The 20,141-nt window shown below is 61.3% G+C and carries 18 protein-coding genes; 7 read left to right on the top strand and 11 right to left on the bottom strand.

The features are described 5' to 3' along the window. Nucleotides 1-88: 88 nt before the first annotated feature. Nucleotides 89-673, bottom strand: coding sequence for an ACP phosphodiesterase (locus AD666_RS00295; RefSeq protein ID WP_053146354.1), 585 nt, complete (start codon nt 671-673; stop codon nt 89-91). Between the two features lie 152 nt (nt 674-825). Here AD666_RS00295 and AD666_RS00290 point away from each other — a divergent pair, with 152 nt between their 5' ends. The 3 genes from AD666_RS00290 (at nt 826) to AD666_RS00280 (ending at nt 3,116) form a co-directional block, all read left to right on the top strand. Beyond that, a complete protein-coding gene (locus tag AD666_RS00290; RefSeq protein WP_003198672.1) occupies nt 826-1,128 on the top strand; it encodes a helix-turn-helix transcriptional regulator in 303 nt (100 codons plus the stop codon). A gap of 126 nt (nt 1,129-1,254) precedes the next feature. Then, the gene (locus AD666_RS00285; protein ID WP_053146351.1) at nt 1,255-2,304 is read left to right on the top strand and encodes an alkene reductase; all 1,050 of its coding nucleotides are present in this window, start codon (nt 1,255-1,257) and stop codon (nt 2,302-2,304) included. Nucleotides 2,305-2,609: 305 nt separating this feature from the next. Then, entirely contained in the window at nt 2,610-3,116 is a 507-nt protein-coding gene (locus tag AD666_RS00280) for a hypothetical protein (protein WP_053146348.1), read from the top strand. Between the two features lie 154 nt (nt 3,117-3,270). On the opposite strand, the gene AD666_RS00275 is transcribed toward AD666_RS00280, so the two are convergent. Continuing rightward, the gene (locus AD666_RS00275) at nt 3,271-3,903 is read right to left on the bottom strand and encodes a TetR family transcriptional regulator (RefSeq protein WP_053146344.1); all 633 of its coding nucleotides are present in this window, start codon (nt 3,901-3,903) and stop codon (nt 3,271-3,273) included. Between the two features lie 260 nt (nt 3,904-4,163). Here AD666_RS00275 and AD666_RS00270 point away from each other — a divergent pair, with 260 nt between their 5' ends. From AD666_RS00270 to AD666_RS00255, 4 genes are all read left to right on the top strand, one after another. After that, the gene (locus AD666_RS00270) at nt 4,164-5,321 is read left to right on the top strand and encodes an efflux RND transporter periplasmic adaptor subunit (protein WP_053146341.1); all 1,158 of its coding nucleotides are present in this window, start codon (nt 4,164-4,166) and stop codon (nt 5,319-5,321) included. Between the two features lie 3 nt (nt 5,322-5,324). Then, nucleotides 5,325-8,489, top strand: coding sequence for an efflux RND transporter permease subunit EmhB (gene emhB, locus AD666_RS00265; protein WP_053146338.1), 3,165 nt, complete (start codon nt 5,325-5,327; stop codon nt 8,487-8,489). Then, nucleotides 8,486-9,943, top strand: a complete 1,458-nt coding sequence (gene adeC / locus AD666_RS00260; RefSeq protein WP_053146335.1) for an AdeC/AdeK/OprM family multidrug efflux complex outer membrane factor — start codon at nt 8,486-8,488, stop codon at nt 9,941-9,943. The genes emhB and adeC overlap by 4 nt, the downstream gene beginning before the upstream one ends. A 338-nt stretch (nt 9,944-10,281) precedes the next feature. Further along, nucleotides 10,282-11,535: an OprD family porin gene (locus AD666_RS00255; protein ID WP_053146331.1), complete on the top strand. Its 1,254-nt coding sequence runs from the start codon at nt 10,282-10,284 to the stop codon at nt 11,533-11,535. Between the two features lie 339 nt (nt 11,536-11,874). Here AD666_RS00255 and pcaC read toward each other — a convergent pair whose 3' ends face one another. The 9 genes from pcaC to AD666_RS00210 all read right to left on the bottom strand — a co-directional run bounded on the left by pcaC (nt 11,875) and on the right by AD666_RS00210 (nt 20,107). Next, nucleotides 11,875-12,267: a 4-carboxymuconolactone decarboxylase gene (gene pcaC / locus AD666_RS00250; RefSeq protein ID WP_053146328.1), complete on the bottom strand. Its 393-nt coding sequence runs from the start codon at nt 12,265-12,267 to the stop codon at nt 11,875-11,877. A 10-nt stretch (nt 12,268-12,277) separates the two neighbouring features. Beyond that, nucleotides 12,278-13,069: a 3-oxoadipate enol-lactonase gene (pcaD, locus tag AD666_RS00245; protein ID WP_053146425.1), complete on the bottom strand. Its 792-nt coding sequence runs from the start codon at nt 13,067-13,069 to the stop codon at nt 12,278-12,280. 12 nt (nt 13,070-13,081) lie between these two features. Then, nucleotides 13,082-14,446: a 3-carboxy-cis,cis-muconate cycloisomerase gene (locus tag AD666_RS00240; RefSeq protein WP_053146325.1), complete on the bottom strand. Its 1,365-nt coding sequence runs from the start codon at nt 14,444-14,446 to the stop codon at nt 13,082-13,084. Between the two features lie 21 nt (nt 14,447-14,467). After that, nucleotides 14,468-15,763: an MFS family transporter gene (locus AD666_RS00235; RefSeq protein ID WP_053146322.1), complete on the bottom strand. Its 1,296-nt coding sequence runs from the start codon at nt 15,761-15,763 to the stop codon at nt 14,468-14,470. A gap of 195 nt (nt 15,764-15,958) precedes the next feature. Continuing rightward, a complete protein-coding gene (pcaG, locus tag AD666_RS00230) occupies nt 15,959-16,525 on the bottom strand; it encodes a protocatechuate 3,4-dioxygenase subunit alpha (RefSeq protein ID WP_053146317.1) in 567 nt (188 codons plus the stop codon). Between the two features lies 1 nt (nt 16,526). Then, entirely contained in the window at nt 16,527-17,231 is a 705-nt protein-coding gene (gene pcaH, locus AD666_RS00225; RefSeq protein ID WP_053146314.1) for a protocatechuate 3,4-dioxygenase subunit beta, read from the bottom strand. 37 nt (nt 17,232-17,268) lie between these two features. Next, on the bottom strand, nt 17,269-18,474 hold the full coding sequence (pcaF, locus tag AD666_RS00220; RefSeq protein ID WP_172679569.1) for a 3-oxoadipyl-CoA thiolase: 1,206 nt from the start codon (nt 18,472-18,474) through the stop codon (nt 17,269-17,271). Beyond that, entirely contained in the window at nt 18,471-19,250 is a 780-nt protein-coding gene (locus AD666_RS00215) for a CoA-transferase subunit beta (protein WP_053146309.1), read from the bottom strand. Before AD666_RS00215 ends, pcaF begins: the two co-directional genes overlap by 4 nt. Beyond that, nucleotides 19,247-20,107, bottom strand: a complete 861-nt coding sequence (locus tag AD666_RS00210; RefSeq protein ID WP_053146306.1) for a CoA transferase subunit A — start codon at nt 20,105-20,107, stop codon at nt 19,247-19,249. The genes AD666_RS00215 and AD666_RS00210 overlap by 4 nt, the downstream gene beginning before the upstream one ends. Nucleotides 20,108-20,141: the final 34 nt, after the last annotated feature.

Below are 20,141 nucleotides of genomic sequence, written 5' to 3'. Positions count from 1 at the left end.
GAGCGGGCTTGCGCGCGAAGATGGCTTTAAGTTCAGCATTGATGTTGGCTGAACCATCGCTTTCGCGAGCAAGCCCGCTCCCACAATTTCAGTTCGGCAGTGTTGGAGGGGTTCGGGCGAAATCCTGGAGCTGTGGATAAAACAGCTGGAAATCATCGCTCAACGGTTCATAGAGCCGGGTCAATTCCTCCATCGCCCCGGCCAGCTCTTCAGGGCGAGACAAGCGCCGGGAGATTCCCCGCAATACCTGCCCGAGCACGTCGAAATCCTGATAAGAACCCAGCCAGTCATCCGCCGCCATATAAGGCGCTATTTGCGCCAGACGCCCCGGCAGCTGCGGTTCGGCAGCGAGTACCCGGTACACCCGGGACGTGAAGTCCGGCAGCAGCCCTTCGCCGTACAGCACCCAATCCCGCGCCAGGCAATGATCGAAGAAAACATCGAGCACGATGCCCGCATAGCGTCGCCGTACCGTGGAAAACCGCGACAGGGCAATGTCCACCAGAGGGTGGCGGTCGGTGTACAGGTCGATGCGCCGATGCAAGGCAATCGCCGCTTCGATCCGTGGGTCATACAACCCTTGCAGCGGCCCCTTGACGAAATCGCCGTAGAGGCTGCCGAGCAGTTCTTCCCGGCCGGTGCCGCCGAGGTGCAGGTGCGCGAGATAGTTCATGAGCGCCAGCTTAGCATTGCCAGCCTCGTATCGTTATAACCCGATATAGCGATTCGTTGGGTGCTCAGATCAAATACATATTGGTATATCGCGAAGTAACGATTTATGGTTCGCCTCATCGCGATATAGCGTTTTACCCACGAGCTGCCCACATGACCCTCGACCTCGACGAAATAATAAAAGCCCTGGCACACCCAGTACGGCGAGACATCCTCAACTGGCTCAAAGACCCCAAGGTCCAGTTCCCCGAACAGTTGCATAACCATGAATTCGGCATCTGCGCCGGACAGATCGACCAACGCTGCGGCCTGTCGCAGTCCACCGTGTCGGCTCATCTGGCGGTGTTGCAACGGGCGGGGCTGATTACTAGCCAGAAGGTCGGTCAATGGCACTTCTTCAAACGCAACGAGGAAGTGATCCAGCAGTTCCTCAAGCAAATGAGCCAAGAGCTCTGACCCAAAGGCCCCGCCATGCCCCTCTCACTTCTCATCCCGGGCCTGCTGCCGTTCCCCTGGGCGGCGACGCCGGCCAGGCACCCGCTACTCACTGATTCTTACCCTACACAGACGAGGTTGTAATTCATGGCGACTATTTTCGATCCGATCAAACTCGGCGATATCGAACTGAAAAACCGCATCATCATGGCCCCGCTCACCCGCTGCCGCGCCGACGCAGGCCGCGTGCCCAACGCGCTGATGGCCGAGTATTACGTGCAACGCGCCTCCGCCGGCCTGATCCTCAGCGAAGCGACCTCCGTCACGCCAATGGGCGTGGGCTACCCGGATACTCCCGGCATCTGGTCCAACGACCAGGTACGCGGCTGGGCCAACGTGACCAAGGCGATCCACGGCGCCGGCGGCAAGATCTTCCTGCAGCTGTGGCACGTAGGCCGCATTTCCCATCCGTCGTACCTGAACGGTGAAACCCCGGTGGCGCCAAGCGCCATCCAGCCCAAGGGCCACGTCAGCCTGGTGCGTCCGCTGGCCGACTATCCGACGCCACGTGCCCTGGAAACCGCTGAAATCGCCGACATCGTCGATGCCTACCGCGTCGGCGCCGAAAATGCCAAGGCCGCCGGTTTCGACGGTGTGGAGATCCACGGCGCCAACGGCTACCTGCTGGATCAATTCCTGCAAAGCAGCACCAACCAGCGCACCGACAATTATGGGGGTTCCCTGGAAAACCGTGCCCGCCTGCTGCTGGAAGTGACCGACGCCGCCATCGAAGTCTGGGGTGCCGGCCGTGTCGGCGTGCACCTCGCGCCACGTGCCGACTCCCATGACATGGGCGACGAAAACCGTCTGGAAACCTTCAGCTACGTAGCCCGCGAACTGGGCAAACGCGGCATCGCGTTCATCTGCTCCCGCGAAAAAGAAGGCGACGACAGCATCGGCCCGCAGCTCAAGCAAGCTTTCGGCGGCCCGTACATCGCCAACGAACGCTTCACCAAGGACAGCGCCAATGCCTGGCTGGCGCAAGGCAAGGCAGACGCCGTTGCCTTCGGGGTTCCGTTCATTGCCAACCCGGACCTGCCGGCCCGCTTGAAAGCCGACGCCCCCTTGAACGAGCCTCGGCCGGAAACGTTCTACGGAAAAGGTCCGGTGGGTTATATCGATTATCCCGTCATGTAAATCCGTAAATTTCTTTATCCAAAGCCCCGCCTCGAAAGAGCCGGGGCTTTTTTATGCCGGCCAACTTAAAGAACAACCAGCCGACCTCGAAATATCAAATAACAACACAACTCCACGCCCCTCTGGATTCAATTATCCGGCAGCGCTAATAATAAAAGCCCGACCATTAAATGGATTTTAACTATCGAACATCAAACTATTTACCTGCAGATATAGCGCTCACCCGAACACCCTCATTAATTATTAAATATGCATAAACTCGTGCAGGCGCCAGCGAGCCCTGCATTCACAAGAGACAACGCACTATGAACATTCTGAAAAGTTTCATCCTCGCCCTGCTCCTGGGCCCCGCCATGGTTGCCAACAGCATGGCCAGCACCCGCATCACAGTGGAGGTCGTGAACAACACCTCCGACACCCTGGAGATGATAAATATTTTAAGCGAGTTGCCAGTGCACCCGGATGTAACACTCGATCTTTATGACGTTCCCGCCAAAACCACCCGTGACTTTCAATTCGTCCACAATCGAAAATTCACTTACCCCGCCGCTGGCTGGCAACCATCATTGAGAAAGATCCAGCCCATCGAACTAGTGGTTTCCTATCAACTGAGCAACATTAACTTTGGCTGTCAGATGAAAACCCGATTTGAAGCGCCCATCGGCTTTGGCGTTCTGGAGTCCAGCTACAGACCGGACAGGAAAAGCGAAACGGCTTATACCGGTAATGGCAATTACACCTGCCGATCGGAAATCGCTCAGAAAATGCTTGAACCGCCATTCAACTACACCGTTCGACTGATCGTCGAATAGCCACCCTCCGCATAATTCCCCATCCGGCAGCGCCTTGCGCGCTGTCGCTGTAAACCTGGCTACGGTTGATCTATAACGTAGCCTTCAGAATCAAGCACGGCTCAGGTCCCACCGATAAACGTTGACATAAAACGATGCAATTAAGCATTTTGTTTCATTTGCGCAGGCTTGGGCTCAGGCGCAGCATGTCCAGCCCGATATCGACCCAGCGCTCAGCCTCCTCGGCCAGAGCGAAGCTGTCAGGAGCCAATAGCCACTGGTACAGAATGCCGTCGATGTAGGCATGAATAGCCACCGCCGCCCTTTCAGGATCCAGGTCATCGGGTAATTGGCCGCGATTCATCGCATTGCGCAATGACAGGGCGATTCGCACATTGCAATCGAGGCTGACCTGGCGCCGCTGTTGACGAAGGTCGCACATTTCATCGGTGAATTCACACTTATGGAACAAAATCTCATTAATGCGTCGCGTCTTGGGATCCTCGGCAACCTGGTGGAACAGTTGCACCAGCAGCTTGCGGGTACAGCCCAATGGATCAAGCTCCTCTTCGCTCTCACTGGCCCGGGCCAAGTCGTCCAGCGGCTCGTGCAGGGTATCGAGCATGGCCTGGAGCAGATCCGCCTTGTTGCTGAAATGCCAATAGATAGCCCCGCGCGTCACACCGGCCAGCGTCGCGATGTCAGCCAGCGTCGTGCGCGCCACGCCCCGCTCGAAAAAGGCCTTTTCGGCGGCTTCGAGTATCTGGCTGCGAGTCTCCAGGGCTTCCTCTTTGGTACGGCGGACCATGGCAGTAAACACCTCGAATCAGGATGCGTCAGCAATATGTAAAGGTCAGCTGAGCGAAAGGGACGCGACCGCCCATCGGTGCGCCTTCGGTCTGTAAGGCCTTTGTCAGGCTTTTGTAATACCGGATGGTACGCAATTTGGCTGTTTACAAACAACCGTGTACGTAAGTATATTTCTTAGCAACCTACTAATTGAATAATGCTCCTTTTTAACCTTCCACCTTTCGAGTGCGCTGTTGCGCGCCTGACCCGAGGATTTCCATGCAATTCAAGCCAGCTGTTACCGCTCTGGTTACCGCCATCGCCCTGGCATCGCTGCTCAGCGGATGCAAAAAGGAAGAAGCGGCCCCTGCCGCACCACCTCCTCAGGTCGGCGTCGTCACTCTCAAGACCCAGCCCTTTACCCTGACGTCCGAACTTCCGGGACGTACCAGCGCATTCCGCGTCGCGGAGGTTCGCCCGCAGGTCAACGGCATCATCCTCAAGCGCCTGTTCAAGGAAGGCGCCGACGTCAAGGCCGGTCAGCAGCTGTACCAGATCGACCCGGCCGTGTACGAAGCCACCCTCAAGAGCGCCGAGGCCAACCTGCGCTCCACCAAGTCGATTGCCGATCGCTACAAGCAATTGGTGGATGAGCAAGCCGTCAGCCGCCAGGAATACGACACCGCAGTGGCCAACCGCCTCGAGTCGGAAGCCAACCTGCAAACCGCCCAGATCAACGTGCGCTACACCAAGGTCTATGCGCCGATTTCCGGCCGCATCGGCCGCTCCACGGTGACCGAGGGCGCACTGGTCAGCAACGGCCAGACAGAAGCGATGGCAACCATCCAGCAACTGGACCCGATCTATGTCGACGTAACCCAGAGCTCGGTCGAACTGCTGCAACTGCGCCGCGAGCTGGAAAGTGGCCGGTTGCAGAAGGCCGGCGACAATGCGGCCATGGTCAAACTGATCCTGGAAGACGGCAGCCAGTACGCCCATGAGGGCAAGCTGGAGTTCTCGGAGGTTTCGGTCGACCAGACCACCGGTTCCGTCACCTTGCGCGCCGTGTTCCCCAATCCGGACCACACCCTGCTGCCGGGCATGTTCGTTCACGCGCAATTGCAGGCGGGCGTAAACAGCGCGGCCATCCTCGCGCCACAGCAAGGCGTGACCCGCGACCTCAAGGGCATGCCGACCGCACTGGTGGTGGGTGCGGACAACAAGGTCGAACTGCGCCAGCTCAAGGCCAGCCGCACCGTCGGCAACCAATGGCTGATCGAAGACGGGCTCAAGGCCGGCGATCGCGTGATTACCGAAGGGTTGCAGTACGTACGGCCTGGGGTGGAAGTCAAGGCCACCGAAGCCACCAATGTGGGCACCAAGAACCCGGCCCCCGCCCAGGCAGCTGATAAAGCAGCCGGCGGCAAAGGGGAGTAAACCATGTCGAAATTCTTTATCGACCGTCCGATCTTCGCCTGGGTGATCGCCCTGGTGATCATGCTGGTCGGGGCTCTATCGATCCTCAAGTTGCCGATCAACCAGTACCCGAGCATCGCGCCACCGGCCATTGCGATCCAGGTGACCTACCCGGGCGCGTCCGCACAGACCGTGCAGGACACGGTGGTGCAGGTCATCGAACAGCAGCTCAACGGTATCGACAACCTGCGCTACGTCTCCTCGGAAAGTAACTCCGACGGCAGCATGACCATTACCGCGACCTTCGAGCAGGGCACCAACTCCGACACCGCGCAGGTCCAGGTTCAGAACAAGCTGAACCTGGCGACCCCGCTGCTGCCGCAAGAGGTGCAGCAACAAGGTATCCGCGTGACCAAGTCGGTGAGGAACTTCCTGATGGTGATCGGCGTGGTGTCGCGCGACGGCACCATGACCCGGGAAGACCTTTCCAACTACATCGTGTCGAACATGCAGGACCCGATCTCGCGCACCTCTGGTGTCGGTGACTTCCAGGTCTTCGGCGCCCAGTATGCGATGCGGATCTGGCTCGACCCGGCCAAGCTGAACAACTACAGCCTGACACCGGCTGACGTGAGCGCCGCCATCTCCGCGCAGAACGTCCAGGTCTCGTCCGGCCAGCTCGGCGGCCTGCCCGCCGTGCCGGGCCAGCAGTTGAACGCCACCATCATCGGCAAGACCCGCCTGCAGACCGCCGAGCAGTTCAAGGCGATCCTGCTCAAGGTCAACCCGGATGGCTCGCAGGTGCGCGTCGGTGACGTCGCCGACGTAGCCCTGGGTGGCGAGAACTACAGCATCAACGCCCAGTTCAACGGTGCTCCGGCCTCGGGTCTGGCGGTGCGACTGGCCACCGGTGCCAATGCCCTCGACACGGCCAAGGCCCTGCGCAAGACGGTCGACGACCTCAAGCCGTTCTTCCCGCCAGGCATGGAAGTGGTGTTCCCCTATGACACCACACCGGTGGTGAGCGAATCGATCAAGGGTGTGGTGGAAACCCTGGTCGAAGCGGTCGTGCTGGTGTTCCTGGTGATGTTCCTGTTCCTGCAGAACTTCCGCGCTACCATCATCACCACGATGACCGTGCCGGTGGTATTGCTGGGCACCTTCGGGATCCTTGCGGCATTCGGTTTCAGCATCAACACCTTGACCATGTTCGGCATGGTACTCGCCATCGGCTTGCTGGTGGACGACGCCATCGTCGTGGTGGAAAACGTCGAGCGGGTGATGAGCGAAGAAGGCCTGTCACCCAAGGAAGCCACCAAGAAATCCATGGGCCAGATCCAGGGTGCCCTGGTGGGTATTGCCCTGGTGCTCTCGGCGGTGCTGTTGCCGATGGCGTTCTTCGGCGGCTCCACCGGGGTGATCTACAAACAGTTCTCCATCACCATCGTCTCGGCCATGGCCCTGTCGGTGCTGGTAGCGCTGATCTTCACTCCAGCCTTGTGCGCCACCATGCTCAAGGCGATTCCGAAAGGGGAACATGGCACGCCGAAACGCGGCTTCTTCGGCTGGTTCAACCGCACCTTCGACCGTGGCGTCAGAAGCTACGAACGCGGCGTGGGTAACATACTCCGGCACAAGGCACCCTACCTGCTGGCCTATATCATCATCGTGGTCGGCATGGTCTGGCTGTTCACTCGCATCCCGACGGCGTTCCTGCCGGAAGAAGACCAGGGCGTGCTGTTTGCCCAGGTACAAACCCCGGCGGGCTCCAGTGCCGAGCGCACCCAGGTGGTGGTGGACAAGATGCGTGAGTTCCTGCTGCGTCCGGGCAAGGACGGCGGCGAAGGCGATGGCGTGGCCTCGGTGTTCACCGTGACCGGCTTCAACTTCGCCGGCCGTGGCCAGAGCTCGGGCATGGCGTTCATCATGCTCAAGCCGTGGGAGGAGCGGAACGCCGACAACACCGTGTTCAAGATCTCGGCCCGTGCACAGCAGCACTTCTTCACCTTCCGCGACGCGATGGTGTTCGCCTTCGCCCCGCCGGCGGTGATGGAGCTGGGTAACGCCACCGGTTTCGACGTGTTCCTGCAGGACCGCGCCGGCATCGGCCACAACAAGTTGATGGAAGCACGCAATCAGTTCCTGGGCATGGCGGCCCAGAGCAAGGTGCTGGCTCAGGTTCGTCCGAACGGTCTGAACGACGAGCCGCAATATCAACTGGAAATCGATGACGAAAAAGCCAGCGCCCTGGGCGTGACCATTTCGGACATCAATAGCACCCTGTCGATTGCCCTGGGCAGTAGCTACGTCAACGACTTCATCGACCGCGGTCGAGTGAAGAAGGTGTACGTGCAGGGCCAGCCGAACGCTCGCATGAGCCCCGAAGACCTGCAGAAATGGTACGTACGCAACAGCGCCGGAACCATGGTGCCGTTCAGTGCATTCGCCAAGGGTGAATGGATCTACGGCTCGCCGAAGCTGGCCCGCTACAACGGTGTGGAAGCGATGGAAATCCTCGGTACTCCGGCACCGGGCTACTCCACCGGTGAAGCCATGGCCGAAGTCGAAGCCATCGCCAAGAAGCTGCCGGCCGGTGTCGGTATTTCCTGGACCGGGCTGTCTTACGAGGAACGTCTGTCGGGCTCCCAGGCTCCCGCGCTGTATGCGTTGTCGCTGCTGATGGTGTTCCTGTGCCTGGCGGCGCTGTATGAAAGCTGGTCGATTCCGATCGCGGTCATGCTGGTAGTGCCGCTGGGGATCATCGGTGCTCTGTTGGCGACCAGCCTGCGTGGTTTGTCCAACGACGTGTATTTCCAGGTCGGCCTGCTGACAACCATTGGCCTGGCGGCGAAAAACGCCATCCTCATCGTGGAATTCGCCAAGGAACTTCACGAACAGGGGCGCAGCCTCATGGACGCAGCCATCGAAGCTTGCAGGATGCGTCTGCGGCCCATCATCATGACGTCCCTGGCGTTCGTGCTCGGCGTGGTTCCGTTGGCGATTTCCACCGGTGCCGGCTCGGGCAGCCAGCATGCCATCGGTACGGGTGTGATCGGCGGTATGATCACCGCCACCGTGCTGGCGATCTTCTGGGTACCCTTGTTCTTCGTGTCCGTGTCGTCGATAGGCCGTCGCAAAAATGCCGACCACAACGACACTCCTGAAACTTCCAAAGAGGCTGGCCAATGAGCAAGTCGCTACTTTCCCTGACCATCGCCGCCGTCGTGCTCAGCGGTTGCTCGCTGATCCCCGATTATCAGCGGCCCGAAGCACCGGTCGCGGCGCAGTACCCGCAAGGGCCGGCCTACGAGCCAGCCAAAGCGGCCAACCAGGCTGCCGCGGAACAAGGTTGGAAACAGTTCTTCCATGATCCGGCGCTGCAGCAGTTGATCCAGGTGGCCCTGGAAAACAACCGCGACCTGCGGGTCGCGGCGCTGAACATCGACGCCTACGCCGCTCAATACCGCATCCAGCGGGCGGACCTGTTCCCGGCGGTCTCGGCCACCGGTGCCGGCAGCCGCCAACGCTTGCCGGCCCGTGCCTCGCAGACCGGCGAAGCGGCTATCAGCAGTTCCTACTCGGCCACCCTGGGCATCAGCGCCTATGAGCTGGACCTATTCGGTCGGGTCCGCAGCCTGAGCGAACAAGCGCTGCAAAGCTACTTCGCCACCGAAGAAGCACGGCGCAGCACCCAGATCAGCCTGGTGGCGAGTGTTGCCAACGCCTACTTGACCTGGCAGGCCGACAAGGAACTGCTCAAGTTGACCCAGGAAACCCTGGCGACCTACGAGCAAAGCCTCAAGCTGACCACCCGCAGCGCCGATGTCGGCGTTGCCTCGGCACTCGACCTGAGCCAGGCCCGCACGGCGGTGGAAAACGCCCGCGTTCAACTGGCCCGCTATACGCGCCAGGTGGCCCAGGACGAAAACAGCTTGACCCTGCTGCTGGGCACCGGCCTGCCGGCGAACCTGAACACGCAACCGCTCAGCGATGATCTGCTCAGCGAAGTACCGGCCGGGTTGCCGTCGGACCTGCTGCAACGTCGTCCCGATATTCTCCAGGCCGAACGCAACCTGCTGGCCGCCAACGCCAACATCGGCGCCGCGCGGGCTGCGTTCTTCCCGAGTATCAGCCTGACGGCCAACGCCGGCACGCTGAGCCCGGACCTGTCCGGCCTGTTCAAGGGCGGCTCGGGCACCTGGACCTTCGCACCGCAGATCAACCTGCCGATCTTCAACGCCGGCAGTCTGCGGGCGAGTCTGGACTACGCCAAGATCCAGAAAGACATCAACGTTGCCAACTACGAGAAGGCCATTCAAACGGCGTTCCAGGAAGTCTCCGACGGCCTGGCCGCACGTCGGACCTATAACGAACAGTTGCAGGCCCAGACGGCTTACGTTGCCTCCAACCAGGACTACTACCGCCTGGCCGAGCGTCGCTACCGAATCGGTGTCGACAGCAACCTGACCTTCCTCGACGCCCAGCGCCAGCTGTTCAGCGCCCAGCAATCGCTGATCACCGACCGCCTTGCGCAGTTGACCAGTGAGGTCAATCTGTACAAGGCACTGGGTGGTGGCTGGAATGCCGAGACGGGTAAGAACGAGCCGGTGAAAGAAGAAGCGCCGAAGATGAAATTATTCTGATTCGATGTTCTGAAAACACGAAGCCCACCGAAAGGTGGGCTTTTTGTTTGGGTTACTACAGAGTTGTGTGGGAGCTTGCTTCCACAGGGACACGGCATCCATCAATTATTTTTGCCGTTCGATAATCGCCCAAAACCCGCAAACGGCAATTGAACCGATCCCAGGCCGCCCTTCACCATCCCTCGCACAAAACCAATAACAACAGGTTCGACGCCATGCCCCTACGCCCCGCCGCGCCCGGCTGATTCTCGATCAGCGCCTCTGTTATCCACCGTTCTGTCTGCGACCTGAGGTCGCGGCAACGACTTGCTTCGCCTACAACAATTAGAGAAACGTCCATGAAACCTACACAGCACTTATTTCCCAGTCTCATTGCCGTCACCCTGGCCGGCTCCGCCCTGCCCGTCCTGGCCGCGGAGTCGGGTTTTGTCGAGGATGCAAAAGCCACGCTGAACTTGCGCAACGCGTACTTCAACCGCAACTTCACCAACCCGAACAATGCCCAGGGCAAGGCCGAGGAATGGACCCAGAGTTTCATCCTCGACGCCAAGTCCGGCTTCACCCAGGGCACGGTAGGATTCGGGGTGGACGTGCTGGGCCTGTACTCGGTCAAGCTCGACGGTGGTAAAGGCACGGCCGGCACTCAGTTGCTGCCAGTGCACGATGACGGCCGCCCGGCCGATGACTTCGGTCGCCTGGGCGTCGCCCTGAAGGCCAAGGTGTCGAAGACCGAACTGAAGGTCGGCGAGTGGATGCCGGTGCTGCCTATCCTGCGTTCCGACGATGGGCGCTCCCTGCCGCAGACCTTCCGCGGCGGCCAGATCACCTCCACCGAAATCAGCGGCCTGAGTCTGTATGGCGGTCAGTTCCGCGGCAACAGCCCGCGCAACGACGCGAGCATGGAAGACATGTTCATGAACGGCCGTCCGGCCGCCACCTCCGACCGCTTCAACTTCGGCGGCGGCGAATACGCCTTCAACGAGAAACGCACCCAGGTCGGCGTCTGGTACGCGGAACTGTCCGACATCTATCAACAGCAATATTTCAATCTGACCCACAGCCAGCCCATGGGCGACTGGACCCTGGGCGCCAACCTTGGCTACTTCATCGGCAAGGAAAACGGCAGCGCGCTGGCCGGCGACCTGGACAACAAAACCGCCTTCGCCATGCTCTCGGCCAAATACGGTGGCAACACCTTCTACGTCGGCCTGCAGAAAGTCGGTGGCGACGATGCCTGGATGCGCGTCAACGGCACCAGCGGCGGCACCCTGGCCAACGACAGCTACAACTCCAGCTACGACAACGCCAAGGAAAAGTCCTGGCAGGTGCGCCACGACTTCAACTTCGCCGCCGTCGGCGTGCCGGGCCTGACCCTGATGAACCGCTACATCAGTGGCGACAACGTGCACACCGCCACGGTGGACGATGGCAAGGAATGGGGTCGGGAAAGTGAGCTGGCCTATACCGTGCAGAGCGGCGCGCTGAAGAACCTCAACGTGAAATGGCGTAACTCGTCACTACGTCGGGACTTCAGCACCAACGAGTTCGATGAGAACCGCATTTTCATCAGCTACCCGATCAGTTTGTTATAGGACCAGCAGCGCGGGTGACTGCACTACCGCTTTCGCGAGCAAGCCCGCTCCCACAGGGTCCCAAGGTGGTCGCAACCTTTGTGAACACTCCGAATCCAGTGTGGGAGCGAGCCTGCTCGCGATGGCGGCGATACATCCAACATCATCGCCAGCTGACCTACCGCTTTCGCGAACAAGCCCGCTTCCACAGGGTCCCAGGGTGGTCGCAGCCTCTGTGAACACCCCGAATCCAATGTGGGAGCGGGCTTGCTCGCGAAGGCGCAGGTACATTCAGCATCCTCGCCGACTGATCCACCACTTTCGCGAGCAAGCCCGCTCCCACAGTGGGTTGGCACAGTCTTATGCTCGGGATTCGATCCCGAGCTCATCCCACACCGACTCGGCCAGGTGGAAGGTCGCATTGGCCGCCGGGATGCCGCAGTAGATGGCGCTCTGCATGATCACTTCCTTGATCTCGCTGCGGCTCACGCCGTTGTTGGCAGCGGCGCGCAGGTGCAGCTTGAGTTCTTCGTTGCGGTTCATGCCGATCAGCATGGCGATGGTGATCAGACTGCGGGTGTGGCGCGGCAGGCCCGGGCGGGTCCAGATGTCGCCCCAGGCGTGGCGGGTGATCATCTCCTGGAACTCGCTGTTGAACTCGTTCAAGGCCGTGAGGCTGCGGTCGACATGGGCATCACCCAGCACCGCGCGGCGCACTTGCATGCCTTCGTCGTAACGTTGTTTCTCGTCCACAGAAAACTCCTCAGGCGCCGAGCAGGAAATCCAGTACTCGAGCGCTGAACGCAGCGCCGGCCTGGACATTGGAAAGGTGAGCGGCACGGAACTCGGCGTACTGCGCCCCGCTGACCCGCTCCTGGATAAAGTGCCCGCCCGCCGGCGGTGTCACGGCGTCTTCAGTGCCCGCGATCACCAGCAGCGGCACACGGATCGACGACAATTTCTCACGAAAATCGGCATCGCGTACCGCCGCGCAGTTGGCGGCATAGCCCTGGGGCGAGGTGGCGGCGAGCATATCGGTGATCTTTTTGGCCTTCTCTGGATGAGCCTCGGCGAAGTCTGGCGTAAACCAACGGGCAATCGAAGCATCGCGCAACGCAACCATCGCCTCCTTGCCATCGCGCAACACGGTTTCGATGCGCGGGTTCCACACCGACGGGTCACCGATCTTGGCCGCCGTGTTGCAAACCACCAACTTATTCAACCGTTCGCCGGCATTGATCCCCAGCCACTGGCCGATCAGCCCCCCCATGGACAAGCCGCAGAAATGCACCTTATCGAGGTTCAGGGCATCGAGCATCGCCAGCACATCGCGGCCCAGTTGCTCGATGCTGTACGGGCCTTCGGTCACCAATGACCGGCCATGACCACGCGTGTCAAAACGCAGCACGCGAAAGTGCTCGCCGAACGCCGCGACCTGTTCGTCCCACATGTGCAGGTTGGTGCCCAACGAGTTGGAGAGCAGCAGCACCGGGGCGTCTTGCGGCCCGTCGAATGAGTAATGCAGTTCGCCCTCGGCGAGTTTGACGAATCCCACAACCATCTCCTTTCAGGCGTTAAGGGCAACGTGTTCGGCCACCGCTCGGGCGACCCAGGTCCGGGCCTGGCCGAGGTAATGAGCGGGGTCGAGTAATTGATCGAGCTCAGCGGCGGACACCTGCGCGGTCACCTGGGATTCGTCCCCCAGCACAGCGCGCAAATGCCGCTGTTCGGTGACGGCGCGCTTGCAACACTGCTCCAGCAGATGATGGGCAGTGTCGCGTCCGACCCGCTGGGCCAGGACGATGCTTACCGCCTCGGCCAGCACCAGCCCCTGGGTCAGTTCGAGATTTCGAGCCATACGCGCCTCGTCCACTTCCAGTCCTTCGACCAGCAGCCGCGCCTGTTGCAAGGCGCCGGACACCAGGCAGCAGATCTCCGGCAGGGTTTCCCATTCCGCGTGCCACAGACCCAGGCTGCGCTCGTGTTCCTGGGGCATGGCGCTGAACAGCGTCGACACCAGGCCAGGCACCCGCGTCGCCGCGGCGATCAGCACCGCCGCGCCCACCGGGTTGCGCTTGTGCGGCATGGTCGATGAGCCACCCTTGCCCGGCGCCGACGGCTCGAAGACTTCAGCGGCCTCGGTCTGCATCAACAGGCTGATGTCGCGCCCCAGTTTGCCCAGGCTGCCGGCGATCAAGCCCAGCATTGAGCCGAACTCCACCAAGCGATCACGCTGGGTGTGCCACGGTTGTTCCGGCAGGTTCAGTTGCAGCTCGGCGGCCAAGGCTTCGGCGACGGGCAGCGCGTGCTCACCCAACGCGGCGAGCGTTCCGGACGCGCCGCCGAATTGCAGCACCAGCAAACGCGGCTTGAGTTCGCTCAAGCGCTGACGACCGCGAGTGATCGCCCCCAGCCACCCGGCGATTTTCATGCCGAGGGTCACTGGCGTCGCATGCTGCAACCAAGTGCGTCCGGCCAGCGGCGTGGCGGCGTAGCGCTCGGCCTGTCGAGCCAGGGTGATCGCCAGTTGTTTCAGCTCACCTTCGATCAGTTCCAGCGCCTGGCGCAGTTGCAGGATCAGGCCGCTGTCCATCACGTCCTGGCTGGTAGCGCCCAGATGCACATAACGCTCAGCCTCGGCGTTCTCGCTGGCAATGCGCTTGCCAAGCGCCTTGACCAATGGAATCGCCGAATTGCCCGCGCTGGCAATCGCCTCGCCCAACGCTGAAAAATCATACAGCTGGGCACGACAGGCCTTCTCGATTGGCGCCACCGCCCTCTCGGGAATCAGCCCGACCCGCGCCTCTGCCCGGGCCAGTGCCGCCTCGACGTCGAGCATGGCCTGCACCCGCCCCGCATCACAGAACACCTCGCGCATATCGCGGGCGGTGAAGTAGGCATCGAACAACTGATTGCCCGGTCGTTGGCTCATAAACAGTCCTTGGTGGCTTACTTAAAGGTCGTGATGCAAATACGCCGGTTGCTTCGGCAGGCGCAGGCTGAACAGGAACGCCACGACCATCATCACCGTGACATACCAGTAGAATGCGTTTTCCATGCCTTGGGCTTTCAGGCTCAGGGCGACGTACTCGGCCGAACCACCGAACACCGCGTTCGCCACCGCGTAAGCCAACCCTACCCCCAGCGCCCGCACTTCGGGTGGAAACATCTCGGCTTTTACCAAACCGCTGATGGAGGTGTAGAAGCTGACGATCGCCAATGCCAGGGTGATCAGGATGAAAGCCAGGAATGGGCTGCTGATGCTTTTGAGGGTCAGCAGGATCGGCACCGTGCACAACGCCCCCAGGGCACCGAACCAGAGCATGGAATTACGTCGGCCGATCCGGTCGGCGAGCATGCCGAACAACGGCTGCATGCACATATAAAGGAACAGCGCGCCGGTCATGATGTAACTGGCGGTCTTGGCGTGCAGGCCGGCGGTGTTCACCAGGTATTTCTGCATGTAGGTGGTGAAGGTGTAGAAAATCAGCGAACCACCGGCGGTGTAACCCAGCACGGTGATGAAGGCTGCCTTGTGGTGGCGAAACAACGCGGCGATGCTGCCGGCGTCCTTGTTCTCGCGCATCTCCTTGCTGCTGGTTTCCTTAAGGGAGCGACGCAGGAACAACGAGATCAACGCCGCCACGGCCCCGACCACGAACGGGATCCGCCAGCCGTAGGCGCGCAGTTCATCTTCGTTGAGAAACTGCTGCAGGATCACCACCAGCGACACCGCCAGCAACTGGCCGCCGATCAGCGTCACGTACTGGAACGAGGCAAAGAAACCGCGCTGGCCCTTGAGGGCGACTTCGCTCATGTAAGTGGCGGTGGTGCCGTACTCGCCACCCACCGACAAGCCTTGCAACAAGCGGGCGAACAACAGCAGCACCGGGGCCCAGACGCCAATGTCCTTATAAGTGGGCAGACAGGCGATGAGCAATGAGCCGAAGCACATCATCAGCACCGAGATCATCATCGAATTCTTGCGCCCGTGACGGTCCGCCACCCGCCCGAAGATCCACCCGCCAATGGGGCGCATCAGAAACCCGGCGGCGAACACACCGGCGGTGTTGACCAGTTGCACCGTAGGGTTGTCGGACGGGAAGAACGCCGGAGCGAAATAGATCGCGCAGAACGCATAGACGTAGAAGTCGAACCATTCGACCAGGTTGCCGGATGAGGCACCGACAATGGCGAAGATGCGCTTGCTGCGTTCTTCGCCGGTGTAGTGAGTGGTTAGGGTGGTCATGGATTATTCACTCGTTAGGGACTGACAAGGTCTAGACACACCCTGTAACAGTCCCGTTCCACAAACAGGCGTTGCCTGTGCTGGCCCCATCGCGGACAAGCCTTGCTCCCACAGGGTTCCAACCTCCACTTGGGATTGAACGCCCCCTCTCTCTGTGGGAGCAAGGCTTGCCCGCGATGCAATCTCAGCATCGACTCAGTAATCGAAGAACACCGTTTCGGCATCTGTCCCCTGCAACACCACATTCCATTGGTACACACCCGATGCATCGGGCTTGGTCACGATAGTCGCGCGGCGTTCTTCCGGCACGCAGGCCAGCAGCGGATCGCTCTCGTTGGCCTGCTCGCCATCGAAATAGATGCGTGTCAGCAGATGCTTGACCAGGCCACGGGCGAACACCAGCACCACCAGGTGCGGTGCCTGGGTCGTCCCGCCCAGCCCTGGCACGGTACCGGGCTTGATGGTGGTGAAACGAAAACGCCCTTCGGCGTCCACCGGCACCCGACCGAAGCCTTCGAAGTGCGGGTCCAGGGGTTTGTCCTGGTCATCTTCCGGATGGGCATACTTACCGGCGGCATTGGCTTGCCAGACTTCCAGCATGGCGTCGTTGACGAACTCGCCGTTGCCGTCAATGACCTGCCCGGTGATTGTCACGCGCTGACCGAGGGTCTGGGCCGCGGTCATGTCTTCGCGATTCAGCCAGGTCAGGCCGATGTGGTAGTAAGGGCCGACGGTGTGGGAGGTAGTGGCGGTAAGCGTCATCTTATTTCTCCATCGGCGTGGCTTCGCGGCCGCGCAAGACGATGTCCCAGCGATAACCGAGGGCGTAGTGGGGAACGGTTTTTTCCAGGTCGAAGCGAGCGATCAAGCGCTCCTTGGCGCTCGTGTCCGGCACGCAGTTATAGATCGGATCGTAGGCCAGCAACGGGTCGCCAGGAAAATACATCTGCGTCACCAGGCGCGTCAGAATACTCGGCCCGAATAACGAGAAATGGATATGCGCCGGGCGCCAGGCATTGTGATGGTTGCCCCACGGGTAAGCGCCGGGCTTGATGGTCTGGAACTGATACCAGCCATCGGCATCGGTGACGGTGCGGCCGGTGCCGGTGAAGTTCGGGTCCAGCGGTGCGTCATGCTTGTCGCGGTCATGATGGTAGCGACCGGCGGCATTGGCCTGCCAGATCTCCACCAGAATGCCCGGCACGGGATGGCCGTTCTCGTCCAGCACGCGCCCGTGAATGATGATCCGCTCCCCCAAAGGCTCGCCGGCATGCTGGGCGGTCAGGTCGTTGTCTTTCTCGTGCAGGCGGTCGGCGCCTACAGTCGGGCCGGTGATTTCCGATAGCGAGTGAGGCAGGTGCACCAACGGCTTGGACGGCGAGCGCAGGTTGGTGGACTGGTACGGCGGATGCAGATACTCCGGCTGGGTGCCCGCTTGAGGGCGACGATAACCAGGCTTGTCAGTCATGAAGCATTCCTCGATTTCTTATTAGTAGAACGACGTGTCAGACGCGTTCGATTGCCAATGCCAGGCCCTGGCCTACACCGACGCACATGGTCGCCAGCCCTTTCCTGCCGCCGGTCTTTTCCAGATGATGCAAGGCGGTCAGCACCAGCCGCGCCCCACTCATGCCCAGCGGATGGCCCAGGGCGATGGCGCCGCCGTTCGGATTGACCTGCGGCGCATCGTCCGCCAGCCCCAGTTCACGCAACACCGCCAGGCCCTGGCTGGCAAAGGCTTCGTTGAGCTCGATCACGTCGAAGTCGGCGACCGCCAAGCCCAGGCGTTCGGTCAATTTGCGCACCGCGGGCACCGGGCCGATGCCCATCACCCGCGGCGCCACGCCAGCGCTGGCCATGCCCAGGACTCTGCCGCGAGCTGTCAGGCCATGTTTTTGCACCGCTTCGGCCGACGCCAGGATCAGCGCCGCCGCGCCATCATTCACCCCCGAGGCGTTGCCTGCTGTGACGGTCTTGTCCGGGCCGTTGACCGGCTTGAGCTTGCTCAGCGCTTCCAGCGTGGTGTCGGCACGAGGATGCTCGTCCTGCTCGATCACGGTTTCGCCTTTCTTGTGGGCGATGCGCACCGGGACGATTTCCTCGGCGAAAAATCCCGCTGCCTGGGCCGCCGCCGTGCGCTGCTGACTGCGCAGGGCGAATGCATCCTGGTCGGCGCGGGACACTGCGTAATCGTCAGCGACGTTATCGGCGGTCTGGGGCATCGCGTCCACACCGTACTGGGCCTTCATCAACGGATTGATGAAACGCCAGCCTATGGTGGTGTCTTCCAGCTTCATGTTGCGCGAGAACGCCGCATCGGCCTTGCCCATTACGAAGGGCGCACGAGACATCGATTCCACGCCGCCGGCAATCGCCAGGTCCATCTCACCGCTGGCGATGGCCCGGAACGCCGTGCCGATAGCATCCATGCCCGAGGCGCAGAGACGGTTGAGGGTCACGCCGGGAATGCTTTCCGGCAGGCCCGCCAGCAGCAGTGCCATGCGCGCCACGTTGCGGTTGTCTTCGCCGGCCTGGTTGGCGCAGCCGAGAAACACTTCGTCAACGGCGTTCCAGTCCACCGAGGGGTTACGTTCCATCAATGCCTTGATCGGGACGGCCGCCAGGTCATCGGCCCGCACAGCGGACAGTCCGCCGCCAAAGCGGCCGATGGGGGTTCGAATCGCGTCACAGATATAAACGTCGCGCATCAGGCTTCTCCCGGTGCCTGGCCGTGGGCCGCCGCAGTGCGAGCTTCAAGGTCGCGCAAGGCGCGCAGCTCCACTTCGGTCGGTTCGACGGTGGTGTCCACCTGATCGGCGAAACGGATCGCCCAACCGGTGGCGGCAATGACTTGCTCGCGGGTCACGCCAGGGTGCAGCGATGTGACCACGAATTCATGGGTGCCGGCTTCCGGCTCCATGATGCACAGGTCGGTGATGATGCCCACGGGACCGGCACCCGGCAGACCCAGCCGTTTGCGCGAGTCGCCTCCCTCGCCGTGACCGACCGACGTGATGAAGTCCAGCTTGTCGACAAATGACCGCGCCGACTGCTTGAGGATGATCAGTACGCTCTTGGCGGACCCGGCGATTTCCGGCGCGCCACCGGCACCCGGCAGGCGGACTTTCGGTTGATAGTAGTCGCCCACCACCGTGGTGTTGATGTTGCCGAAACGGTCGACTTGCGCTGCGCCGAGAAAACCGACGTCGATGCGCCCGCCCTGCAACCAATAGCGAAAAATCTCACCGGTCGGCACGACGGTGTCGGCGGTTTCCGCCAGCTCACCGTCACCGATAGACAGCGGCAGGACACTCGGCTTGGCGCCGATCGGACCGGACTCGTAGATCAGCACCACATCCGGCGACGAGGTCAGTCGCGCCAGGTTGGCCGCTTTCGACGGCAGACCGATGCCCACGAAACACACGGCGTTGTTCTTCAAGCGACGGGCCGCCGCGACAGTCATCATTTCGTTGGTGGAATACGTCATTGCTTCGCCTCCGAAGTGGCCGCCAGCCGGAACTGGAACTCACTGAAATCCCGGGTGCCACGGATGAATTCGTCGATCCAGGCGGTAAACGTCCCACGATCCCGTGCGATGGGGTCCCACGCCTGATAGAAACGGTTGTCACGCTCGGTGTAGCCGTGGGCGTAGGACGGGTGAGCGCCGCCTGGCACATGACATACGGCGCTCAACGCCCAGGTCGGCAGTACGCAGGCGTTCATCGGTGCATCGAGGTCGTCGACGATTTCTTCCACCGTGACGATGCAGCGCTTGGCGGCCAGGGCGGCTTCCTTCTGCACACCGAGAATGCCCCAGAGCAACACGTTGCCCTTACGGTCGGCTTTCTGGGCATGGATCACCGTAATGTCAGGGCGCACGGAGGGCACGGCGGCCAGGACTTCTCCGGTGAAGGGACAGGTCACGCTTTTGATCAACGGGTTGACCTTCGGCAAGTCGGAACCGGCGTAGGCCCGCAATACCGCGAACGGCAGGCCGGAAGCCCCGGCGACGTAAGCATTGGCGAGGTCGGCGTGGCTGTGCTCTTCGATTTCCATCGGATGTGGCCACTGTTTTTCCACGGCATCGCGCAGCCGGTGCAGCGACCCTACCCCTGGGTTACCGCCCCAGGAAAAAATCAACTTGCGAGCACAGCCGGCGCCGATCAACTGGTCATAGATCAAGTCAGGGGTCATGCGCACCAGCGTCAGGTCTTTCTTGCCCTGACGAATGATTTCATGACCCGCCGCCGTCGGAATCAGGTGGGTGAAGCCTTCAAGCGCGACGGTGTCACCGTCATTGACGAACTGCTTCACCGCGTCGTGCAGCGAAAGGATTTCAGCCATGGGGGCAGGCTCCGTTTTCCAGTGGACCGACATG

This window comes from Pseudomonas sp. Pf153, from assembly GCF_001269775.1.
Lineage (GTDB): Bacteria > Pseudomonadota > Gammaproteobacteria > Pseudomonadales > Pseudomonadaceae > Aquipseudomonas > Aquipseudomonas uvaldensis.
Note: the sequence above shows the minus strand (reverse complement) of the source record. Positions and strands in the feature narration are given on the sequence as shown.